This is a genomic window from Brachyspira intermedia PWS/A, from assembly GCF_000223215.1.
GTDB classification, from domain to species: domain Bacteria; phylum Spirochaetota; class Brachyspiria; order Brachyspirales; family Brachyspiraceae; genus Brachyspira; species Brachyspira intermedia.
In genome coordinates this window covers 554,533-576,952 of the sequence record NC_017243.1, presented here as the reverse complement: position 1 = coordinate 576,952, position 22,420 = coordinate 554,533, and the positions used below count along the sequence as shown (strand labels likewise).

Annotated in this window: 16 protein-coding genes; 7 read left to right on the top strand and 9 right to left on the bottom strand. The window is 28.7% G+C overall.

Annotated features, from left to right (window positions below; genetic code table 11):
* Nucleotide 1: 1 nt before the first annotated feature.
* The 6 genes from cyaB (at nucleotide 2) to ftsH (ending at nucleotide 5,993) form a co-directional block, all read left to right on the top strand.
* The gene (cyaB, locus tag BINT_RS02555; RefSeq protein WP_014486997.1) at nucleotides 2–553 is read left to right on the top strand and encodes a class IV adenylate cyclase; all 552 of its coding nucleotides are present in this window, start codon (nucleotides 2–4) and stop codon (nucleotides 551–553) included.
* Between the two features lie 171 nt (nucleotides 554–724).
* Nucleotides 725–1,648 carry a hypothetical protein gene (locus tag BINT_RS02550; RefSeq protein ID WP_014486996.1) on the top strand — a complete coding sequence of 308 codons (924 nt, stop codon included), beginning with the start codon at nucleotides 725–727 and terminating at the stop codon, nucleotides 1,646–1,648.
* Between the two features lie 79 nt (nucleotides 1,649–1,727).
* On the top strand, nucleotides 1,728–2,306 hold the full coding sequence (locus tag BINT_RS02545) for a DUF4390 domain-containing protein (RefSeq protein ID WP_014486995.1): 579 nt from the start codon (nucleotides 1,728–1,730) through the stop codon (nucleotides 2,304–2,306).
* A 137-nt stretch (nucleotides 2,307–2,443) separates the two neighbouring features.
* Nucleotides 2,444–3,040, top strand: coding sequence for an NlpC/P60 family protein (locus BINT_RS02540; RefSeq protein WP_041177190.1), 597 nt, complete (start codon nucleotides 2,444–2,446; stop codon nucleotides 3,038–3,040).
* A 79-nt stretch (nucleotides 3,041–3,119) separates the two neighbouring features.
* Nucleotides 3,120–3,809 carry an NlpC/P60 family protein gene (locus BINT_RS02535; RefSeq protein WP_041177189.1) on the top strand — a complete coding sequence of 230 codons (690 nt, stop codon included), beginning with the start codon at nucleotides 3,120–3,122 and terminating at the stop codon, nucleotides 3,807–3,809.
* A 72-nt stretch (nucleotides 3,810–3,881) separates the two neighbouring features.
* Nucleotides 3,882–5,993 (top strand): ATP-dependent zinc metalloprotease FtsH, encoded by a 2,112-nt coding sequence (gene ftsH / locus BINT_RS02530; protein ID WP_014486992.1) that lies wholly within the window; start codon nucleotides 3,882–3,884, stop codon nucleotides 5,991–5,993.
* Nucleotides 5,994–6,204: 211 nt separating this feature from the next.
* Here the strand turns inward: ftsH and BINT_RS02525 are convergent, their stop codons facing one another.
* Nucleotides 6,205–6,561 carry a winged helix-turn-helix transcriptional regulator gene (locus BINT_RS02525; RefSeq protein WP_014486991.1) on the bottom strand — a complete coding sequence of 119 codons (357 nt, stop codon included), beginning with the start codon at nucleotides 6,559–6,561 and terminating at the stop codon, nucleotides 6,205–6,207.
* 137 nt (nucleotides 6,562–6,698) lie between these two features.
* On the opposite strand from BINT_RS02525, the gene BINT_RS02520 reads away from it, so the two are divergent.
* A complete protein-coding gene (locus BINT_RS02520; protein WP_014486990.1) occupies nucleotides 6,699–7,418 on the top strand; it encodes an SDR family oxidoreductase in 720 nt (239 codons plus the stop codon).
* Nucleotides 7,419–7,579: 161 nt separating this feature from the next.
* On the opposite strand, the gene BINT_RS02515 is transcribed toward BINT_RS02520, so the two are convergent.
* The 8 genes from BINT_RS02515 to BINT_RS02480 all read right to left on the bottom strand — a co-directional run bounded on the left by BINT_RS02515 (nucleotide 7,580) and on the right by BINT_RS02480 (nucleotide 22,163).
* Nucleotides 7,580–8,569: a P1 family peptidase gene (locus BINT_RS02515; RefSeq protein WP_014486989.1), complete on the bottom strand. Its 990-nt coding sequence runs from the start codon at nucleotides 8,567–8,569 to the stop codon at nucleotides 7,580–7,582.
* 394 nt (nucleotides 8,570–8,963) lie between these two features.
* Nucleotides 8,964–10,196, bottom strand: coding sequence for an anaerobic sulfatase maturase (locus BINT_RS02510; protein ID WP_014486988.1), 1,233 nt, complete (start codon nucleotides 10,194–10,196; stop codon nucleotides 8,964–8,966).
* Between the two features lie 163 nt (nucleotides 10,197–10,359).
* A complete protein-coding gene (locus BINT_RS02505; protein ID WP_014486987.1) occupies nucleotides 10,360–12,726 on the bottom strand; it encodes an arylsulfatase in 2,367 nt (788 codons plus the stop codon).
* A 37-nt stretch (nucleotides 12,727–12,763) separates the two neighbouring features.
* Nucleotides 12,764–15,142 (bottom strand): sulfatase-like hydrolase/transferase, encoded by a 2,379-nt coding sequence (locus BINT_RS02500; RefSeq protein ID WP_014486986.1) that lies wholly within the window; start codon nucleotides 15,140–15,142, stop codon nucleotides 12,764–12,766.
* A gap of 434 nt (nucleotides 15,143–15,576) precedes the next feature.
* Nucleotides 15,577–17,859, bottom strand: coding sequence for an arylsulfatase (locus BINT_RS02495; RefSeq protein ID WP_041177188.1), 2,283 nt, complete (start codon nucleotides 17,857–17,859; stop codon nucleotides 15,577–15,579).
* A gap of 495 nt (nucleotides 17,860–18,354) precedes the next feature.
* Nucleotides 18,355–19,287 carry a sugar-binding transcriptional regulator gene (locus tag BINT_RS02490; RefSeq protein WP_014486984.1) on the bottom strand — a complete coding sequence of 311 codons (933 nt, stop codon included), beginning with the start codon at nucleotides 19,285–19,287 and terminating at the stop codon, nucleotides 18,355–18,357.
* 69 nt (nucleotides 19,288–19,356) lie between these two features.
* Nucleotides 19,357–20,118, bottom strand: coding sequence for a hypothetical protein (locus BINT_RS02485; protein WP_041177187.1), 762 nt, complete (start codon nucleotides 20,116–20,118; stop codon nucleotides 19,357–19,359).
* A gap of 212 nt (nucleotides 20,119–20,330) precedes the next feature.
* Complete coding sequence (locus tag BINT_RS02480) at nucleotides 20,331–22,163, bottom strand: methyl-accepting chemotaxis protein (RefSeq protein WP_014486982.1); 1,833 nt, start codon at nucleotides 22,161–22,163, stop codon at nucleotides 20,331–20,333.
* Nucleotides 22,164–22,420: the final 257 nt, after the last annotated feature.

Genomic DNA, 22,420 nt, shown 5'->3' with positions numbered 1-22,420 from the left:
TATGGCAAACTCTGAAATTGAAATAAAAGCATATATAAAAGATTTTGATTCTGTTTTAAATTTTCTTAAAAATAATGCTAAATTCAAAAAAAAGTATTTCAAAAAAGATATTTACTATGCTAGAGAAGAGAGCATTAAAAAAGGAAGTATAAAGACAAGTGATTGTATAAGACTCAGAATAGAACATGGAGGATATACTTTCTGCACAAAAGAAAGAACTTTAATTGATGGTGTAGAAGTCAATGAAGAAATAGAAATTAAAGTCAGCAAGAAAAAAGCAAGATTTATAATTAACTTTTTATCAAAGCTGCAGAAATATAAAGAATATGTAAAAAAAGAAAAAAAAGGTTATGCTTTTATATATAAAAATGCTTTAGTTGAAATTTCAAAAATAAAAAATTTAGACAACTTTATAGAAATAGAATTTTTAAACTCAAAAGAAACTGTTGAAAATCAAATACTTCAATTAAAATCTATATTAAATGAAATAGGAATAGATGAAAACTCTATAGAAACAGAACCTTATATAAATCTCCTTTCAAGAAAAAATTAATTTTATAATTTTTAATTCTATTGAAAAAATGAAGTTTTTATATATAATGTTCACTTATTTTTCAATAAATGGATTTTTTATGAAAAAACATTGTATATTATTTTATTTGTTCTATTAAGTTTATCACTTTATTCTCAAAATACAGAAAATGAAAATTCTCTAGAAAATAAGATGAATAATTATAAAGAAAAAGTAAAAGTAAAGTGGAGATATAATCCTCTTAGAATATATGAAACTGATAGATATTTTTCTCCATGGCTTGACCCTGATAATTATAACAGCAGTTTTTGGTTTGGTGATATTTTAAATGCAAATCATTTATACCAAAATAAAAATTTTAATTTAGATAATGTAGTTATGTACTTTAGTCCTAAATTGGCCGTAGACTTAGCTCCTATAGCATTTAATATAGATGAAGATAAGCATAGATTCAGAATAGGTGTAGCTTATTACTTGAAACTATTTTTCAGCAGTTATAAAAAAGGACAAGACCAGCTATATGGAACAACATTTTTATATGGTAATTATATGCAAGTGGAAGCGTATTTTGAATACATATTTAATAATAAATTAAAAGTAAGATTCGCTCCTTTAAGACATATATGTATTCATATGGGAGGCGATATACTTGGGGATGAAACATTATACGATAAAAATAAAGAAGAATTCAGAGATGTTGGCTTTGAACAGATGCATTTATCAGCAAATTACAGATGGGGTTGGTTTTCATTCTATGGCGGAACATCATTTGCAATAGCAGGTTTTGATATATCTAATTTGGTTAATTTATTTAATATTTATGCTGGAGCTGATGTAAGAATACCTATATGGGGAGAAATAAGTTTAATAACAGGCATTCATATAGGAGCATATTTTGATAGAATAAATTTAATAAATAGAACTAGCGGACATGGACAAGGCTATCCTATTACTGACAAATATACAGAATGGACTCCTTCTATATCCACAGGTATAGGTTTTGAAATATACAGATTTGTAATAGGTGTAAAATATGAATATGCGCGCTCAAAACAATTATACGCATATAGAAAAATGGAAAGCAGAATAGGTCTTGAAGCTAGTTTATTTTTCTAAAAGTTTGATATTATTACATAGAAAATAGTACTTGATATTAGTTTACTTTTAATAAAAACAATATAAAATATATAATATTATGAAACATATTTTTATTATACTATTGTTAATAATTGCTATTTCACAAGTATCGTATGCTTATGAATTAAGATTACATTTTTCAAAAAGCTATATATATGATGATACGCTCTATGTAGATGTAAGAACATATTATGAAAATGAGATTTATCAAAATATAAAAAAATATATAGATAATGGAATAATATTATTTATAAATTATAGAATCGATTTAATAAAAAAGAATTTATTTATTAATGATAATGTAAGAGAAATATATATATATAGAAAATTGTATTATGACTTTTTTACTAAAGAATACGTTGTTTTGAACTCAGAAACTATGAGAGAAACAAGAAATACAGATTTAGAAATCTTAATTAAAAATATTTATCAAATAAATAGAATAGAAGTTATCAATGTAAATAAACTAAACAAAAACAATAAATATATATTCAAAACAAGATTATCTATGCAGTTTCAAAATGCCTACCCTTATCTATCAGTATTTTTCAATATAATAACACCTATACAATATAGAATAAAATGGTTAAAATCTGATGAATTCAGTATTAAAGAGTTATATTATAATAACATGTAACTATTATTTATAATTAAAAATCCGATTTATAAATATAAAAATTGTTAGAATCAATAAATATTTGATGTAATTTTTTTTTACAAAAATATAGTAAAACAACTTTTATTAATTATATACAAATATTATTAGGAGATAGCATGCGTTTTTATATTAGTATTTTAATTATCTCATTATTATTTACTATGCCTGCATTCAGTCAGGAAAATACAAGACTTGAAATAGTAAAATGGGCTAATTTCTATATGAATAAAAAATATAAATATAACCAAAGCGACACAATAACAAATCCTTTTTCAAAAGAAAAGAAGAAAGTAAATTTTGACTGTTCTGGATTTGTTAATGCTGTGTATTGGACTGCTATTGAAAAGCCTACTATAAAACTTCAAGGATCAACAGAAAATATACATTTTATTTTATCTAAAGCAAATAAAATTTATAAAAAAGGTATGCCCAATATAGGTGATATAATATTTTTTGATGGAACTACATCTCCAAATAAAAAACTTACACATTCTGGAATAGTTATAAATATAGATGAAGATGAAACTATAACCTATATCCATTCATCTACAAGCAAAGGTCCTATTTTAGGATATATGAATTTAAAATATCCAGATTTAGCAAGAAAAGATGGAAAGCCAATAAATAGCTATCTTAGAAGAGGTGATGTACCTTATTCATTGGCTTCACATTGTTTTAACAGTTATGGTACTGTTTTAGAAAAACCAAATTAATATAAATAATAATATTGTAAATTGCCTTGACTTTTTACTAATATTTTATAAAATAATTTACTATGTATAAGAGTGTATTATGCGTTTTTATATTATTATACTATCATTATTGATGATGTTATTTTATTCAGTATCATTTACACAAACTTACGGATATGATAAGGAATATCAAAAGCAGTTAGAAAAAAGTGGAGTTGAAATAAATGATACGCAAAAGCAAAAAGTTAGAAATGATATAAGTAAATGGGCTAACTTTTATTTGGATAAACATTATCAATATAATGAAAAAGCTACATTAACACACCCTACTTCTAAAGAGAAGAAAACATTCAGATTTGATTGTTCAGGATATGTAGCTGCTGTTTATTGGACTTCTAATATAGCGGTATTTGAAAAACAAGCAATTTTAGATTCTGGCGGAGTAAAAACTATATATTCTACTTTGTCAAAATATAAAAAAATTTATAAAGGTGTTTTGCCGAATGTAGGCGATATAATTATGTTTGACAAAACTACTTCTAATGATAAAAAGCTTACTCATGCCGGTATAGTAATAGGAGTTGATAAAAAAGATGAAACTGTAACATATATTCATGCCTCTACAAGCAAAGGACTTATTATTGGATATATGAATTTAAAATACCCTGATTTAGCTAGAAAAGATGGGAAAATAATAAACAGTGCTCTTAAGAGAGGCGGAGGAGTTTCTTCTCTAGCATCTCATTGCTTTAATAGCTATGGTACTATCTTAGATATACCTGAAAAATAATAATTTGTAAATATTTGATATTTTATTAATATTTATTTATATATAAAAGTTAAAAATAAGTTTGGAGAATACATGAGTAGTAAAAAAAATAATAGAAGACAATCTATGCCGCAATCCGGAGGCGGAGGAAATCAAATCATAATCATACTTCTTCTTACAATGGTTGTAGTAATGGCTATAATGTACTTTCAAAAAACACCACAGGTGAAAGCTCAAGAATGGGATTACTCAACTGTAGTACAGAAAGTTAAAGAAGGAGTTGTTAAAGAAGTTACTATAGTAGATCAGAATATTAGAAATGGTAAAGCTATAGAAACAGTTAATGGTAAAATAACAGAGATAAACTTTTACTCATTTATACCATTTACTGCAAGCGGATTCGTTAACTTACTTATAGATAATAATGTTAAAGTTAGAGGAGAAGCTGAAAAACCTAGTTATTTAAGTCTTATACTTGTAAACTTACTTCCTATACTGTTAATAGGATTTCTGCTTTGGTTCTTTATGTTCAGGCAGGTACAGGGTTCTAATAACAGAGCTATGAGTTTCGGAAAAAGCAGAGCTAGACTTTTAACTAAAGAAGATGTAAAAGTAACTTTCAAAGATGTTGAAGGCTGTAAAGAGGCTAAAGAGGAATTGCAGGAAGTTGTACAATTCTTAAAAGACGCAAGCAAATTTACAAAACTTGGTGCTAAAATACCAAAAGGTGTATTATTAGTAGGCCCTCCTGGTACTGGTAAAACTTTACTTGCTAAGGCAGTTGCTGGCGAAGCTAATGTGCCTTTCTTCAGTATGTCTGGTTCTGAATTTGTTGAAATGTTTGTAGGTGTTGGTGCTTCAAGAGTAAGAGATTTATTTGAACAGGGAAAAAGATCTGCTCCTTGTATCATATTCATAGATGAGCTTGATGCTGTTGGTAGAACTAGAGGTGCTGGATACGGCGGCGGACATGATGAAAGAGAACAAACATTAAACCAAATGCTTGTTGAAATGGACGGTTTTAATACTGATACTAGAATCATAATATTTGCTGCTACTAACAGACCTGATGTACTTGACCCTGCTCTACTTCGTCCAGGAAGATTTGACAGACAAGTTGTTGTTGATTTACCTGACGTTAAAGGAAGAGAGGGAATATTTAAAGTGCATGTTGCTAAAATACAGCATGATCCTTCTATAGATTTATATCATTTAGCTAGAGCTACTCCTGGTTTTTCAGGTGCTGATATTGCTAATATGGTTAATGAAGCTGCTTTAATTGCTGCTAGAAATGATAAACAAAGAGTAGAACTTTCTGACTTTGAAGAAGCTCGTGATAAGGTTATGATGGGACCTGAAAGAAGAAGCATATTGATAAGCGAAAAAGAAAAATTAAACACTGCTTATCATGAGGCAGGACATACTTTAATGGCTGTACTTCTTCAAAATACTGATGCTTTACATAAAGTTACTATAGTTCCTAGAGGAAGAAGTTTAGGTGCTACTTGGACTTTGCCTTCTGACGGAAGATATACCCTTCAAAGAAAAAAAGCTGTTGATGAGATGTCTTTGCTTCTTGGAGGACGTGTTGCTGAAGAATTCAAGTTTGGAGAAGATTCTGTAACTACAGGCGCTTCAAATGATATAGAAAGAGTTACTGAACTTGCTAGAAGAATGGTATGTGAATGGGGTATGAGCAGACTTGGTCCTATATCATTCGGACAAAAGGAACAGCCTATTTTCTTAGGAAAAGAGATTGCTAGACATAAAGATTATAGTGAAGAAACTGCTCAGAAAATAGATGAAGAAGTTCACAAATTCGTAATGAGAGCTTATGAAAGAACTAAAAAATTAATAGCTGAAAATGCTGATAAGTTTGAGGCTTTATCAAGAGAATTATTTGAAAAAGAATCTCTTGACATAGAAGATATTGAAAGAATATGCGAAGTAAAATTAGATAGAATTAAAGATAAGCTAGTTTATGCTGGTAAAGACCCAAAAAGAGGTACTGATGAGCTTGAAGACCCTTCAGCATATCAGGAAGGTGAAGTAAAAAGCGTAAAGGAAGAAGTTTTTAATACACCTATAAAACCTCTTAAAAAATCTGATAAAGCTGAAAGCGATAAAGAAGAAGTTAAATCTATAAAGAAATCAAGTGTGAAAAAAGTTTCTTCTTCTACTAGAAAGAAAAAAACAGAAGAATAAAAAATATTTTTCTGATAATATCATAAATGCCGTTAGTATATTTATTATGCTGCGGCATTTTTATTTATTAACTTATTTTCTAATAAAATCAATAAACCTAATAAAAATTTGGGTGAGGTTGCTTTTTCAAATTCAAACAAAAAAAATAAGAAAAAATTGTATACCAAATTAAACAGGAAATTTTAAAGGTCTGGTATAAAAAGTTATTATATTAATCATCTTCTAAACATTGCGGATTAGTAATTTCAAATCCCTCATCAATATTTTTCTCTCCCCATTCACACATAGCTTCTAATATTTTATATAATGATTTACCTTTCTTGGTTATTGAATATTCTACCTTTGGAGGAACTTCTGCATATATTTTTCTGCTTATGAGTCCATCTTCTTCCAATTCTCTAAGCTGATTAGTTAATGTTCTTTGAGATATAGGCTTCATATAACGCATCATATCATTAAATCTTTTTGTTTTATTTTCTATAAGATAATTAAGTATTATTGGTTTATATTTACCGCCTATCATATAAAGTGTAACCCCTATCTCTGATGATACTTTAATTTTTTTCATAAATACTATTTCCTTTAATAAAAATTAATAATGCAGTGAAATACATGATACTTAATAACAGATATTTCCGTTCTTGTTTTACTATATCTATACTGTATTATAAATCATAAATTATTTTTATAAAGGAGTTTTTTACAATGAAAAAATTAGTTGTAATTACAGGAGCAAGCTCAGGTATAGGAATGGAAACTGCTAAAAAATTTTCTGAAAATGGATACCCTACTCTATTAATATCAAGAAGAAAAGAAATAATGGAAAAATTAAATTTAAAAAATTCTATAAGTGTTTCTGCCGATGTTACAAATTTAGAAGAAATAAAAAATGCAGTAAAAATAGCTGAAGAAAAATATGGTAAAACAGATCTGCTTATAAATTGTGCAGGAGTTATGCTTTTAGGAAATATTGATAAACAAAGTTATGAAGAATGGAAAAACATGATTGATGTAAATGTTAATGGAATACTTACAACTACAAATGTTATACTTCCAGATATGATAAAAAGAAATGAAGGAACTATTATTAATATAAGTTCAATAGCTGGAAGAAAAACTTTCACAAATCATGGAATATATTGCGGAAGTAAATTTGCTGTACATGCTATTACAGAAAGTATAAGAGAAGAAGTTGCTGATAAAAATGTAAGGATAATAGTTATAGCTCCTGGAGTAGTAGAAACTAATCTTTTAAGCCATACTACAGATGAAAATATAAAATCTGATTATATTGAATGGAAAAAAAGTATAGGAAATGGACTTAATGCTTCTGATGTGGTTAATTGTATAGAGTTTGCCTATAATATGCCTCAGGATATATGTGTAAGAGAAATTGTAATAGCAAAAACTAAACAAGTAGATTGATTTATATATTCTTAAAAAGCATTTTAAATTTTTTATTAATTTATTTAAGCCTACCAACACAAGATACATTTTTTATAAAAAAACAATAAACTAGAAGTACATATTTAATCAGCACTTCTAGTTTATTTTTTATAAAAACAATATTTTAATATTAATAAGAATTAATTTTTCATTATATCATTATGGCATTTAAAACCATGAGAAGTTTCAGCATTTCTAACAGCATTATTAATAGCCTTACCCATTACAATAGCAGCAATTGTACCTACTGCATCCAGATTAGCATTAACATCACCCACACTCATAGCATAAATACTGTCGCCGTCTAATGTTGTATGAACAGGTTTTATAGCCCTTGCAAATCCATTATGTGCCATTGAAGCTATCTTTCCCATTTGAGATTTTGTAAATTTAGCATTTGTTATAATAGCACCTATTGTTGTATTTTCTTTTGCATTTGAGGCATTAGAAGTAAAAGATAAATTATTATTCTGTGTAATTTTTATTAATTCTTCTTCTGAACTTCTAAATCCATTTTTATTTTCATTAAGAACACCAGCAATCATTTTACCGCTGTCATAATCATACACATCACCGAAAGCATTAACAGAAACTACTGCCCCAATCTTTACATCATCAACTTGTACAGCATAGAAACCAAGTCCAGACTTCATAGCATAATCAGCACCTAGTATCTTTCCAACAGTAGCACCTGTTCCAGCTCCATAATTACCCATTTTAGGATTATTATTTTGAGCATTAACACAAGCCTCATAGCCCATATTAATATCAGGACGCACTTTATAATCGCCAATTCTCAAGTCGAATATACAAGACTGACATACTAAAGGCACTTTTGTAATACCAACATCAAAGCCAATATTTCTCTCCTCTAAATATTTCATAACTCCGCCTGAAGCATCAAGTCCGAATGCACTTCCTCCGCTAAGAAGTACAGCATGAACTATATCAGTAGAAGCCTGTGCCTTTGTAAGTTCGCTCTCTCTTGAAGCCGGTCCACCTCCCCTAACATCTAAGCCTATAACCGCACCTCTTTCGCATATTATAACTGTACAGCCTGTTGCTGCTTCCTTGTTTTCAGCATTGCCTATTTTTATGTTTTCTATATCTGTGATTTTTATCTCTTTCATAAAATTATCCTAATTTATTTGTTTATTTATATTTATAAAACAAAATAAAAAGAAATGCAAACTATTTTTTATAATATACATATTAGAAAATAAGGTGCGGGTGGGGGGCTTATATAAGTTAATAAAAAAATTTAAATGCTTTTTTTATAAAATACTTATAAGATTAATAAAGCCAAATTAATATATACTGAAAATTTTTAACTTTATCAATTGTTTATTATTCTTTTTCCCGCCGCAAAAAGAACCAAAAAGTGCAAGTATAAAATTATTACTAAATAATACTAATTTTATTTTACAGGTAATATAAATTATTAAATTTAAGTTAAAATATAGACTTTTCCTACAAAATATAGCTGTCTACTTAGTAAATATAAATAACAAAAAATAATAAAATTTAATTATTCTTTTTCACCACTACAATAGGGCTTTCCTTTATTCTCATAATCTCTCTAATATCTATATTATTTTCTAAAAGCTCCCTAATAGCTTTCATATAAGGGTGAATATGATAAAAATATTTTTTATATCCTTCACATAAATAATTTTTTCCTTCTTCACCATCATAAAATTTATCGAATCTGTTTTTAGGACATTCACCTCTGCAGGCAAATAAAGCATCACATCTTAAACAGTTTTTAGGCAAATTGGATTTTTTAAGTCCGAAAGTTTTCTGTTTATCTGAATCAATTATACTTCTAGGATTATCATTTATTATATTTCCTATTTTGTAATCAGGATAAACATAATGATCACAGCTGTAAATGTCACCATTATGTTCAACTACAGTACAGCCGCTGCATTCTTTTCCAAATAAACATATAGTACTATCTAATCCAAGCCAAGAAGTTAAAGCCCATTCAAAGTTCATAACAAATATTTCTCCAACATCTTTTTTAACCCATTCATCAAAAATAGATATTAAAAAATCTCCGTAACTCTCAGGCTCTACAGAATAATCAGTAACTTTTTCATTTGAATTGCTGTTAGGTATAGAATGAGTTAGAGAAAGTTTTTTAGCTTCTTCATCTGGAAGTCTTTCTACTATAGGAGAAAATTGTATATATTTAATTTTATTTTCTTTGAAGAAGTTATATATTTCCAACGGATATTTAGAAGAGTATCTGCTAACAGAAGCTAGAACATTGAAATCTATATTATAATCCTGAAGCAATTTCAAAGAATTAAAAACTCTGTCAAAAGTACCATTACCAAAAATATCTTTTCTGTATTTGTTATGAATATCTTTATTACCGTCTAAACTTAAACCAACAAGGAAATTATTTTCTTTTAAGAATTTACACCAATCATCATCTATTAAAAGCCCATTAGTTTGTAATGAATTAGTAATATTTTTATTACCAGCATATTTTTTTTGGAGCTTTACAACATCTTTATAAAAATCCAAAGAAGCAAGAGTAGGTTCCCCGCCCTGCCAAACAAAACTTATTTCCGGTATATCCTGAGTTTCTATATATTTTTTTATATAATTTTCTAAAACATCATAAGACATTTTATATTTTTCAGTATTTTGAAATAATGACTTTTTCTCTAAATAAAAACAATATTCACATTTTATATTACATATAGGTCCGAAAGGCTTAGCCATTAAATGATAACCTTTATTCATATAATTCTCCTTTATAATATAAATAAAAAAATAAAATCCGCACACGATTTAAAAAGCATGCGGTTTTAGGAAAAATAAAAAATAAAAAAATTTTAAGATATCAAATTTAAGTATGTATTTAAGAGGGAATAATTATCCCCCCTTAAAAAAATTAGAGTATTAATTATTTAAGTAAATCATCTCCTAAATTTATATGAACTTCTTCTACATTTCCATTGAATGCATAATTATCTTTATAATACAAACTCACTTTAGAACCTACATCTTCCCCAATACTAAAATAGTCATAAGAAATCATTATAGGCAAAGTATTTATATCTGAAGTAGCAACAACATTTCCATCTATAATCATGTCAATGACTCCGCTGTTTACATCATCTTTTTTATAGTCCATAACTATATTATGATTTCCTGATTCAAGTTTTGTAGGAGATATAACTTTTTGTCTTTCTCCTAAATGATTGTATTCATATACTAAATTACCATCATCATTTACGTATAATACATAACCGCCGTCTAAACCGCCGTTTGCATATATAACACCAGAAGCTTTATTAGGAACTTCTACATCAACATTTATTTTATGAGAAACTGATCCTGTATGTGCTGCTGATAATGAGAAGAAATATCCGTCTTCTTTTTTGTATATATAGTTTGTTGCTCTTAATTTTGATGAAGGAGGTCTGTACCAAACTGAACCTACACCAGCATATCCTATACCTTTAGGAACAAAACTAAAGAATCTATATAATCTCATATATTCTTCTGCATCTTTTGAAACTGCTTTTCCTGTCTGCATAGAAGTAAGTACATCTTTTGCTAATTGTCCGTAACGCTCTATTAATATTTTACTGTCTACCCTATGAGCAAAATCAATTAATAAATTTTGTGCTCCGTTAAAATCTCTCTTAACAGTTTCTTCATACTTTGAAGCCATCTCTTTTACTTTATCAGGCATAGAAGAAGCTAGATTTTTCATCTGAGTAGGATCATTATTTATATCATAAAGCTCCCATTCCTGAGTTTTTGGATTAGTTACAATAATATATCCGCTTCCGTCTGCATAAGTTCTGTCAAGCATCATCATTAAAGCTATTTCTTTTCTAGGATTAGTCATAGGATTAGAACTTTCAAAACTTTCTTTAAAAGATATACCCTGCATCTTTTCCTGCTTCACTCCGTTAACTTCTGTCAAAGGTTCAAAACCTAATACATCAAGCATAGTAGGTGAAATATCAAATACAGCTATCATCTCTTTTGATATTCTGCCTTTATCAGCTATACCATTAGACCAAGAAGCTATGCAGAAAGTTTTAACTCCGCCGTAATGTGCTTTAGTTTTGAAATATCTTAATGGAGTATTTGAAACATTAGCCCAACCGCTGTTATACTCTGTTCCATATACAGCACTTCCGAATTCATCTATCAAATCGTATTGAGTATCTATATCATGAACATATAAGTTTTCATTAGCATGAGCCATTAAACTTCCGGTTCTTCCTCCATTATAATTAGCTCCATTATCTGAAACTACTATAAATATAGTATTATCATATACGCCTCTTTTTTTCATTTCTGAAATTAAGCGTCCTATTTGTTCATCAGTATGTTCTAAGAATCCAGCATAAGTTTCCATGTGTCTAATAGCAACTGCTTTTTCTTTTTCTGTTAAGCTATCCCAAGCAGGTACATCTTCATTTCTTTCTGATAATATTGCATCAGCAGGCATTATACCTAATTCTTTTTGTCTTGCAAATATTTTTTCTCTCTCAACGTCCCAGCCATGATCAAATTTACCTTTATATTTATCTATATATTTTTTAGCAACATTGAAAGGTCCATGCATAGCACCAAATGCCACATAAGCGAAAAAAGGCTCATTCTTAGATTCATCAATATATTCTAAAGTTTTATCAACTATATCTTGGCTTAAATGATAATTAGGATCTGATGTATCTGCTATTATATAATTATCATTTTCTATCATACCGCCCGGCTGATTCTGATTAGCCTGACTAGCTACAAAGTTGTAATTTTTATCAAAACCTTTTCCTGATGGCCAATGATATTTATCTCCGTCCGGTGTAAACTCATCATAAGGACCTAAATGCCATTTACCTATAGCATAAGTATTATATCCATTAGCCTGTAATGTATGAGTGAAAGGTGCATGTTCTTTTTTTATTCTTCCTGTGATATTTGGAGCTAATTCTCCAAAATCAACATCGCTTACAACTCCCATTCCCACTTTATTAGCTTCGCATCCTGTGAGAAGTGATGCTCTGCTTGGCGAACTTAATGGAGAAGTAAAATAATTAACATACCTTATACCATTATTAGCTAAAGCATCAATATTCGGTGTAGATATACTTGAACCATAACAGCCCAAATCTCCGAATCCCATATCATCTAATACTATATAAACAATATTAGGTTTCTCTGATTGAGTTTCAGTTGAACATGATACTGCAGATGCAGCCACCATTAAAGATGTACCGAAACAAAATCCTTTTTTAAATTTATTTGTCATATATCAATACTCCTTTATAAATATTAAAAAATATTTCTTATTTTAATAAATCATCTCCAAGCACTATATTAACTTCATCTACCTTGCCATTAAATACATAGTCATCTTTATAATCTAAACTTACTTTAGATCCTACATCTTCACCTATACTGAAATAATCATAAGAAATCATTATAGGAAGCATTTTCACAGGAGAGCTTGCAACCGCATTTCCGTCTATGATCATATCAATGATTCCGCTATTTACTTTATCTTTCTTATAATCCATAACTATATTATATTTACCTTCTTTCATTACTTCAGGTGATATAACTTTCTGTCTTTCTCCTAAATAATTATATTCATATACAAGGTTTCCATTATCATTTATATAAAGTGCATATCCTCCGTCTAAACCTCCGTTAGCATATATAACACCTTTGGCATTATTAGGCACTTCTATATCAACATTGATTTTATGAGAAACAGGACCTGTTCTTGCTGCTGATAATGAGAAGAAATATCCATCTTCTTTTTTGTATGTATAGTTTGTTGCTCTGAATTTAGATGTTGAAGGATAATACCAAACAGAGCCTACTCCAGTATATCCTGCACCTTCTGGAACATAACTAAAGAATTTATAAAGTCTTAAATATTCTTCTGCATCTTTTGATACAGCCTTACCAGTTTTTAGAGAAGTAAGCACATCTGAAGCTAATTGTCCATAGCGTTTTGTTAATGTTTCAGGATTTGTTTTATGTACTATATCCATAAGTAAATTTTCTGAGTCATGGAATTCTCTTCTTACTGTTTCATACTTCAAAGCCATTTCTTTTACCTTATCAGGCATAGAAGAAGCTAAATTATTTATCTGAGTAGGATCATTATTTATATCATATAATTCCCATTCCTGAGTTTTAGGATTAGTTACTATAATGTATCCGCTTCCGTCTGCATAAGTTCTATCAAGCATCATAAGCAAAGCTATTTCTTTTCTAGGATTACTCATAGGATTAGAACTTTCAAAACTTTCTTTGAATGACATACCCTGCATTTTTTCCTGCTTCACTCCGTTAACTTCTGTTAAAGGTTCTGCTCCTATAATATCAAGCATAGTAGGAGTTATATCAAATACAGCTATCATATCTTTTGATATTCTGCCTTTATCAGCTATGCCATTAGCCCAAGAAGCTATACAGAAAGTTTTAACTCCGCCGTAATGTGTTTTTGTTTTGAAATATCTTAATGGAGTATTTGAAACATTAGCCCAGCCTTTATTATATTCTGTTCCATATAAAGCACTTCCAAATTCATCTAATAAACTATATTGTGTATCTAAATCATGAACATATAAATTTTCATTAGCATGATTCATTATACTTCCATTTCTTCCGCCATTATAATTAGCTCCATTATCTGAAACTACTATAAATATTGTATTATCATATACTCCCCTCTTTTTCATTTCTGAAATTAGACGTCCTATTTGTTCATCAGTATGCTCTAAAAATCCAGCATAAGTTTCCATATGTCTTGCCGCAACTGCTTTTTCTTTATCTGTTAAGCTATCCCAAGCAGGCACTTCATCATTTCTTTCTGATAATACTGCATCAGCAGGCATTATTCCCAACTCTTTTTGTCTTTCAAATATCTTTTCTCTTTCAACGTCCCAGCCATGATCAAATTTACCTTTATATTTATCTATATATTTTTTAGCAACATTGAAAGGTCCATGCATAGCTCCGAATGCCACATAAGCAAAGAAAGGTTCATTTTTAGATTCATCAATATATTTTAATGTTCTATCAACTATATCTTTACTTAAATGATAATCAGGATCTGAAGTATCAGGAACTATAAACTCATCGCCTTCTATAATACCGCCCGGCTGAAATTGATTAGCCTGTCCTGCTATAAAATTATAATTCTTATCGAATCCCTTTCCTGAAGGCCAATGATATTTATCTCCGTCTGGTGTAAACTCATCATAAGGTCCTAAATGCCATTTACCTATAGCATAAGTATTATATCCGTTTGCTTTTAAAGTATGGGTAATAGGAGCATGTTCCGGCTTTATTCTTCCTGCCATATTAGGTGCTAAATCTCCGAAATCAACCTGACTTACCGCTCCCATTCCAACCTTATTAGCTTCACAGCCTGTAAGAAGTGACGCTCTACTTGGAGAACTTAATGGAGAAGTAAAATAGTTAACATACCTTATACCATTTTGAGCCAAAGCATCAATATTTGGTGTAGATATACTTGATCCGTAGCAGCCTAAATCTCCGAATCCCATATCATCTAATACTATATAAACTATATTAGGCTTCTCCGATTGATTCTTATTTTCAGTTGAACAGGATACTGCACTTGCCGCCATGAGTACAGATGAACCTATACAAAAACCTTTTTTAAAATTATTATTGTTTTTTCTCATATACTATTTTATTCTCCTTACAATTCCGTATTTTTTATATATACTGAAAATTTTTAAGTTTGTCATTTTTTAGTCAACTTTTTCCCGCCGCAAAAAGTTGCTGCCGCAGGCACGCTTCGCGAAAGTGCAAATGTAAAATTAGTACTAAATCATACTAAAAATATTTTACATGTAATATAATTTATTAAATTAAAACCCAATATAGCCTTTCGCAAAGCGTATCCGAGTTTATCAAGGATATAGCTTCTCGCCGTAGGCGGGCTTTGCCTGGGTCATACCTAAGGTACTTCCTTCGGTCTCAAAAGAAGTGGGGTGTTACGAAGTACGCATAGCGGTGGGGCTAGTCCCCACAAATACCTAAATTTAAAATGTTTTTTGGCAAACTAAAATCATTTCAATATAAATATAAAATGTCCTTTAAATCATTATATTTATCACATAGCTATTTTGTTATAATCATTATGTCCTTCAACTGTTACTTTCTCTAAATCTCCGCTGTATTCAAAATGTCCTCTGCCTTCATATCTCTCGCTTACATTGCCTTGTAAATCTCTTCCTGCTGACATTCCATCTGTTGTATTTGCTGTCATAGGATATACTTTAGGTAATGCAAGTTTTCCTACTTCTTTATCATTTACTAATAATGCCGCTTCTCCTGAATCCTTACCTGTTTTAGTGTATTTAACTTTTATAATTAACTCCCCTAAAGGCAAAGGCTCATTTACTTCTATATGATATTTTACGTCATCATATATATATTCATAATTTAATTTATTATTGATGATATATAATGAATATCCGCCGTAATGATTACCGAATGCCAATAATACGCCTTCCTCTGCAGATGATTTTCTATTTACATAAGCTGTTATATCATAAGAACGGTTCAATGCTGTAGGTATAGCCGATATATTAACATTTATACTTGATGTATTTGGGTATAATGTTAAAGAGTTTTTCTTTTCTATATTCGCACTTAATTGCTTAGCTATTAGTTCAACATGCACTCTGTCATCAAGAGGATTTACTCCGTATTTTTCTGCCTCTTTATCCCATAAGTTTTTCATATCTTTTAATTTGCTTTCATTTTCTTTTGATATATCTTCAAGCTGAGAGAAATCAGTATTCAAATCATAAAGAGCAAAATTATCATTATCAAAACTATCACCCTTCTTATGAGAAACTGACAAGAAGTATCCATTATCATATAAGCCTCTATTTCCATAAAGTTCAAAATACTGAGTGGTTCTTTTAGTATCAGCATTTGCATCATTGAAAGTAGGAACTAAACTATATCCATGCAAAGGCATTTGTTCTATACCATCAACTGTTTTAGGTTCTTTTATACCTGTAATATCTAATACAGTTTTCGCTATATCTGTAACAAAACTAAATTGTGTTCTTATGCTTCCATTCTGTGATTTATCAATACCTTTAGGATAATGTATTATTAAAGGTACTCTTATTCCTCCTAAATAATTTGCACTTTCTTTATAATATCTAAATGGAGTAGCAGAAACCTGTGCCCAGCCTTGAGGATAATTAGGGGCTAATTTAGAAAATTCATTTATTCTTTTAACATCTTTTTCTATATCTGACATAATACCATTTTTTATATTAACAGTATTTAAAGTTCCTGTAGCTTTTCCAGATGGTGAAGGTCCATTATCAGCTATTAAAAATATTAAAGTATTATCAAGCTCTCCCATATCTTCCAATGCTTTTATTAATCTTCCTATTTGAGCATCAGTATGTTCTATGAAAGCTGCATAATGTTTTTCGTATTCTATAAATAATCTCTTTGTATCTTCATCAAGTTCATTCCAAGGCTTAACATTCTCATTTAATGGAGAGAGTTCCGCATCCATTGGTACTATGCCTAATTCTTTTTGTTTCTTTAATCTCTCCTCTCTTATTTTATCCCAGCCAACATTATAAACATTCTCATACTTCTTCACATATTCTTCCGGTACCTGATGAGGTGAATGTGCTGCTCCTGTTGCATAGTAAAGCATGAAAGGTTTTTCTTTTGATATTGATTTATGGCTTTTAATATAATAAATAGCTCTGTCTGTAATATCTTCTGTCAAATGATAATTATCATCATACACAGTATCAACATGAGTATTTCCGTCAACAAGTTCAGGATTGAATTGATCAGTTTCTCCATCCATAAATCCGTAGAACTTATCGAATCCTCTTCCTAAAGGCCAATTATTATAAGGCCCTATGCTGCTGGTTTCCCATAAAGGAGCCACATGCCATTTACCTACTGCATAAGTATTATAATTATTATCTTTAAGCAGTCTTGGTGTTAAAGCTGCTGTATTTGTTATTTGTGCTGTAGAATGAGGAGCATCTAAAGTATAATTAGCAAGTCTTCCCATACCTACAGAATGTGAATTTCTTCCGCTTAAAAGTGCTGCTCTTGTAGGCGAACTTAAAGGAGTAACACAAAAGTTATTATAGCGAAGTCCATTTTCTGCTAGCCTATCTATATTAGGTGTGCTTATCTCTGAACCGTAACAACCTAAGTCCGAAAAGCCCATATCATCTATAACTATATAAACAATATTGGGCTTTTCTATATCGTTACTAGCTAAAACCATACTATTATCAGACGCTCTATTATCATTATTACAGCTTACACTTATCATTGATGAGCTTAATGCACCTGCAAATAATAATGACTTAGAAAAAATATTATCTTTATTCATAAATATTAATAAACCTCCAAAACTAATATCATATACAATAGAACAAATGTTCTGAACAATATTTCTTATATTATACAATATAGCTGTATTTTGTCAATTGTTCTGAAATAAATTTCTAAAATTTAAGTATAAATTTATTAATATTTATTAAATTGATTAAATGAATAATAATTTATAAAATAAAATTATTTAAGATATACTAAAAATTTTAGAGTTTGTCAATTTTTTTGTTGTTCTTTTTCCCGCCGCACGCCACAGGCGGGCTTCGCCAAGAACCAAAAAAATGCAAGTGTAAAAAATTAGTACTAAATAATACTAAAATCGTCTTATATGTAAGATAATTTGTTAAATTAAATACCAAATGTAGCCTTTTTGCTTCTCGCCGTAGGCGGGCTTCGCCTGTGGCAACAAAAGAAGTGGGGGTGTGGGGCAAAGCCACCACAAACAATAAAATTGAAAAAACTAAAATTTACAAAATATAGTTGTTTAAATATGTTATAAATTAAAATTTGATATTATAGAGTCTGCTGTAGATTCATCGGTAATTAAAATATTAAAATACTTATTCATAGCTGCAAATTTAATAGTATCTATTTTTTTTACTCCTGAAACTATACAAACTATATCTTTAATTTTTTTTAATTCTGAAAGCATTATCGAGTTTACATAATATTTATCAGGATAATTAAAAGTTTCTCCATTATTCATGAAAAAACTTCCTAATATTATTCCCTCTATCTCATCAACATTTAATTTATCTACTTTTGGTATATCTGATATATATGATTGATAAGATTCTCTCCTGCTGCTTAAACCTACTATAGCAACATCTAAGTCAGACCAAAATTTTTTAAACTCCTCTAATTTTTCAAGATCATTATTGTTAAGAGATTTTTTTTCTATCAATGCAGGATAATTATTGAAATAGGCTTTTGAATTGAATTTTTCAGCAAATCTATCAACTATAGTCGTTATTTGCAAATAAGGATTATTATTGTTTCCTAAATTTCCTATAAGAGGATAAAATACTTTTTGTTTATCTGAATCATTATATTTTAATTCTATAGAAATATTGTATAAGGTTTCATTCCAGCCTATACCTATTTTTTTACTCTTTTCTATTAAGGGTAATAAATACTCTGATGACTTTACATATAAAAGTTTATTATCATTTGAATTTTCAACTATCAAAACATCTTTAAGTCCTAAATATTTTTTTATCTTTTCTGATTTATTTTCATCTTGAAGATTATTAGGCATTGATATTTCTATTTTTACTATTTCTAATTCCCTAGCCCTTTTTAAAAGTCTTGATATTTGAGGTCTTGATATATTTAAAATCTTTGCTATATCACTTTGAGAATAATCTTCTAAATAATAATATTTTGCTATTGTATATAAAAGGCTTAGATCATCAAAAATATTCATTTATTTTATCCAAATTAATTTTTAAATTTATTATACAGAAAAAAATTAATTTGTCAAAATTATAGATTTTTAATTATATCCGTCGCTTCTTCCAAAAGATATACCTAAAATTAAGCCAATAGAAAGATCAGAGAAATTATATTGATTATATATATTGCCGCCTAAATTATTATTAACAACATCAGTTTTATACTGCATACCAAAATTATACATAATATAACCTCCTACAGTAACAGCAAAATTAGGAACTAAATATAAAAATCCTTCTACTGTAAGTTTTATATAAGGCATTATAGGAGCTTTAAATAGGTTTCTCATATCATTAACATTCCAATTATCCAAATTAGGTGAAGCTATAACCCCTCCGTATTTACTTGAAGATTCCATAGCATATAAAGGAGCTATTATTCCTGTACCAAACCCTATAGACATTTTACTGAAATTTAATTTAACAGTAGCTCCAACCATCATAGAATAAAATCCAAGTATCTCTGTATATTTTCTATTATTTTCTTTATAATCAGACATCAAAGCATTAATACTAAAACCAATATCTCCAAATAAACTCACACCTTTAATAATACTTGTATAATCATCTTCAAATAATTTAAAATAATTTCCTATTTGGAAAAATACAGCTCCTTCAAAACCTAAAGAACCTTTAACGCTGTCATAAATAGTATTTTTATAATTATCATTTACTTTTATAGAATTAAACGGAAAAGCAATTCCATAATGTCCTTGAAAATTTATCTCTAAACTAGCAAATGCACTATATGTAATAGTTATAATTAAAATGTTTACAAATAAAAAATATTTCACAAACTTCATAATAAATCCAAAAAACTTTATATTAAAAATAACAAAACAAAAATAATATCGTAAATACCTAAAATTAATAATATTAAGTATGATTAGTATCATAGACAAATACTAAATTACCATTGTTTTATATTTATTGTATAGTAAAAGTAATTATAGTTAAATAAAAAAGCTGCCTAACTAAAATAAAGTCAGACAGCTTATATTTATAATATACAAAATTAGCTATGTGAAATCTTAAAAAACTCAATACTTCTTTCTAAAAACTCTGCTTTTTCAACTAAACTCTTTGAAATTTCATTTGAGTTTTCAGCTAAAGCAGCATTCTGAGTTGTAGCAGATTCCATATTATTTACTTCCACACTTATTTGATTAGTTCCTGATTCTTGTTCCAAAGCATTTGATGTAATAGTTTCCATTAATTTAGAAGTATCAGATACTTTATTCTGTAAGTCCACAAATATTTCTTGAGATTGTTTTGCTGTTCGAGTGGCTGTATCAATTTTTTGTGAAGTATTATCAACCAATTCAGTTATATCTTTAACAGAAGCCTGAGTAGTTTGAGCAAGGTTTCTAACCTCAGAAGCAACAACCGCAAATCCCTTTCCTTGATCTCCTGCACGTGCTGCCTCTACTGAAGCATTAAGAGCTAATATATTAGTTTGAAAAGCAATGTCTTCAATAATCTTTGTAATATCTTTTATCTTCTCACTGGCTTGATAAACATCTTCTATATTAGAAGCAGTTTGTGCAATTATATTTGCTGCATCTTCTATATACTGCATAGATTCCGACATCATATTTTTTCCAAGCAAAGATTTTTCAGCAGAAGTTTTTATATTAGAAACCATCTCTTCAATACTTGCTGCTGTTTCCTCCAAACTAGATGATTGTGAATCAGTTCTTACAGATAATTCATTACTACTTTCCATCATACTTTGTGCTGCTGTCATTATTTCTCTTGAAGCATCATTAACACTAGAAACAACCTCAGCTAATTTGTTACTCATAACATCAAATACTTTTTCTAATTGTCCGAATTCATCTTTTCCATAATTATCTTTAATATGAGTAGTTATATTTCCTTCTGATATGCTGGTAGCATGATCCATTAAAACTTTAAGAGGATGTGTAACTTTTTTAATATAAAGAAAAGCAAATATATTTATGAAAACAATAGATAAAATACATATAATAATAGATATCATTATAGAATCGTTATTAGCCTTATAAATAACTTTATCGTCCATAGCCATAATCAAATACCAATCCAAATTCATAAGTCTGCTGTAAACTGCTGTTCTAGGATCATTGCTTACGGAAGATATATAATTCATAACTCCAGAAGGCATTCCTCCTTTTATTATTGAAGTATATGCCTCATTAGCTTCTGTATTAATCTCATTTTTAGTATCTAATACAACTATATTATTATCATCAATAGCAAATATTCTAGTTCTTTCAGGCAATTTTAATTCCTGAAGTTTAGCAGCTAAATCCTCCCAATCCATAATCATATATACATTTCCAACATATTCCCCATTATATTTCACTCCGCAAATAACTGCTAATGACCATTTTTTATCAGCACTTGATTTTTGTATACTGTCATCAAAAGATGCTTCATTATTATTTCTTTTTAATATATTTAAAATATTAGGTCTTACTGTTGTTATATTTTCACCTATTTTCACATTATTAACATTATCTAAAATTATTCCATTCGTATCTGTTATACCTATATCAAGTACATATTCATTGATTGCTTCAAATTCAGTAAGAGTAGATCTTATATCGATAGTTCTGTCCATTAAATAATTTCTCACTATAGGAGATACAGCATAAGTTTTTATTAAATTTCTGCTGTCATCAAGCCAAACATCTAGCATATCTTTATAACCATTTACTGTATTATCAAAACCGGATAATGTTGAATCTTTAACTATTGCATGTGATCTGTATGATAATATTGCTACTATCAAGACTAAAAAAAATGTACTTAAAATGCTTATGGCTATAGGCATTTGTACCCTTATAGAATGTATTTTTTTCATATATTTTCCTTTTATAAAATTATTTTATTTTCTATAAATATGTAATATTGATAATAAAAATTTTTAACAAAGGTTATAAAATAAAAATATAGTATCTATTATTATAATAGTTTCATCATTAAAACAAAAAATTGATATATTTAAACTTTGAATAGAAGATGATTATAAATTAAAATATGATAAAGTCAATAAATAATCTAAAATATTTTTTTACTTTTACACATTTTTCTAAAAATTTTTTTACAAAAAAGAAGTTA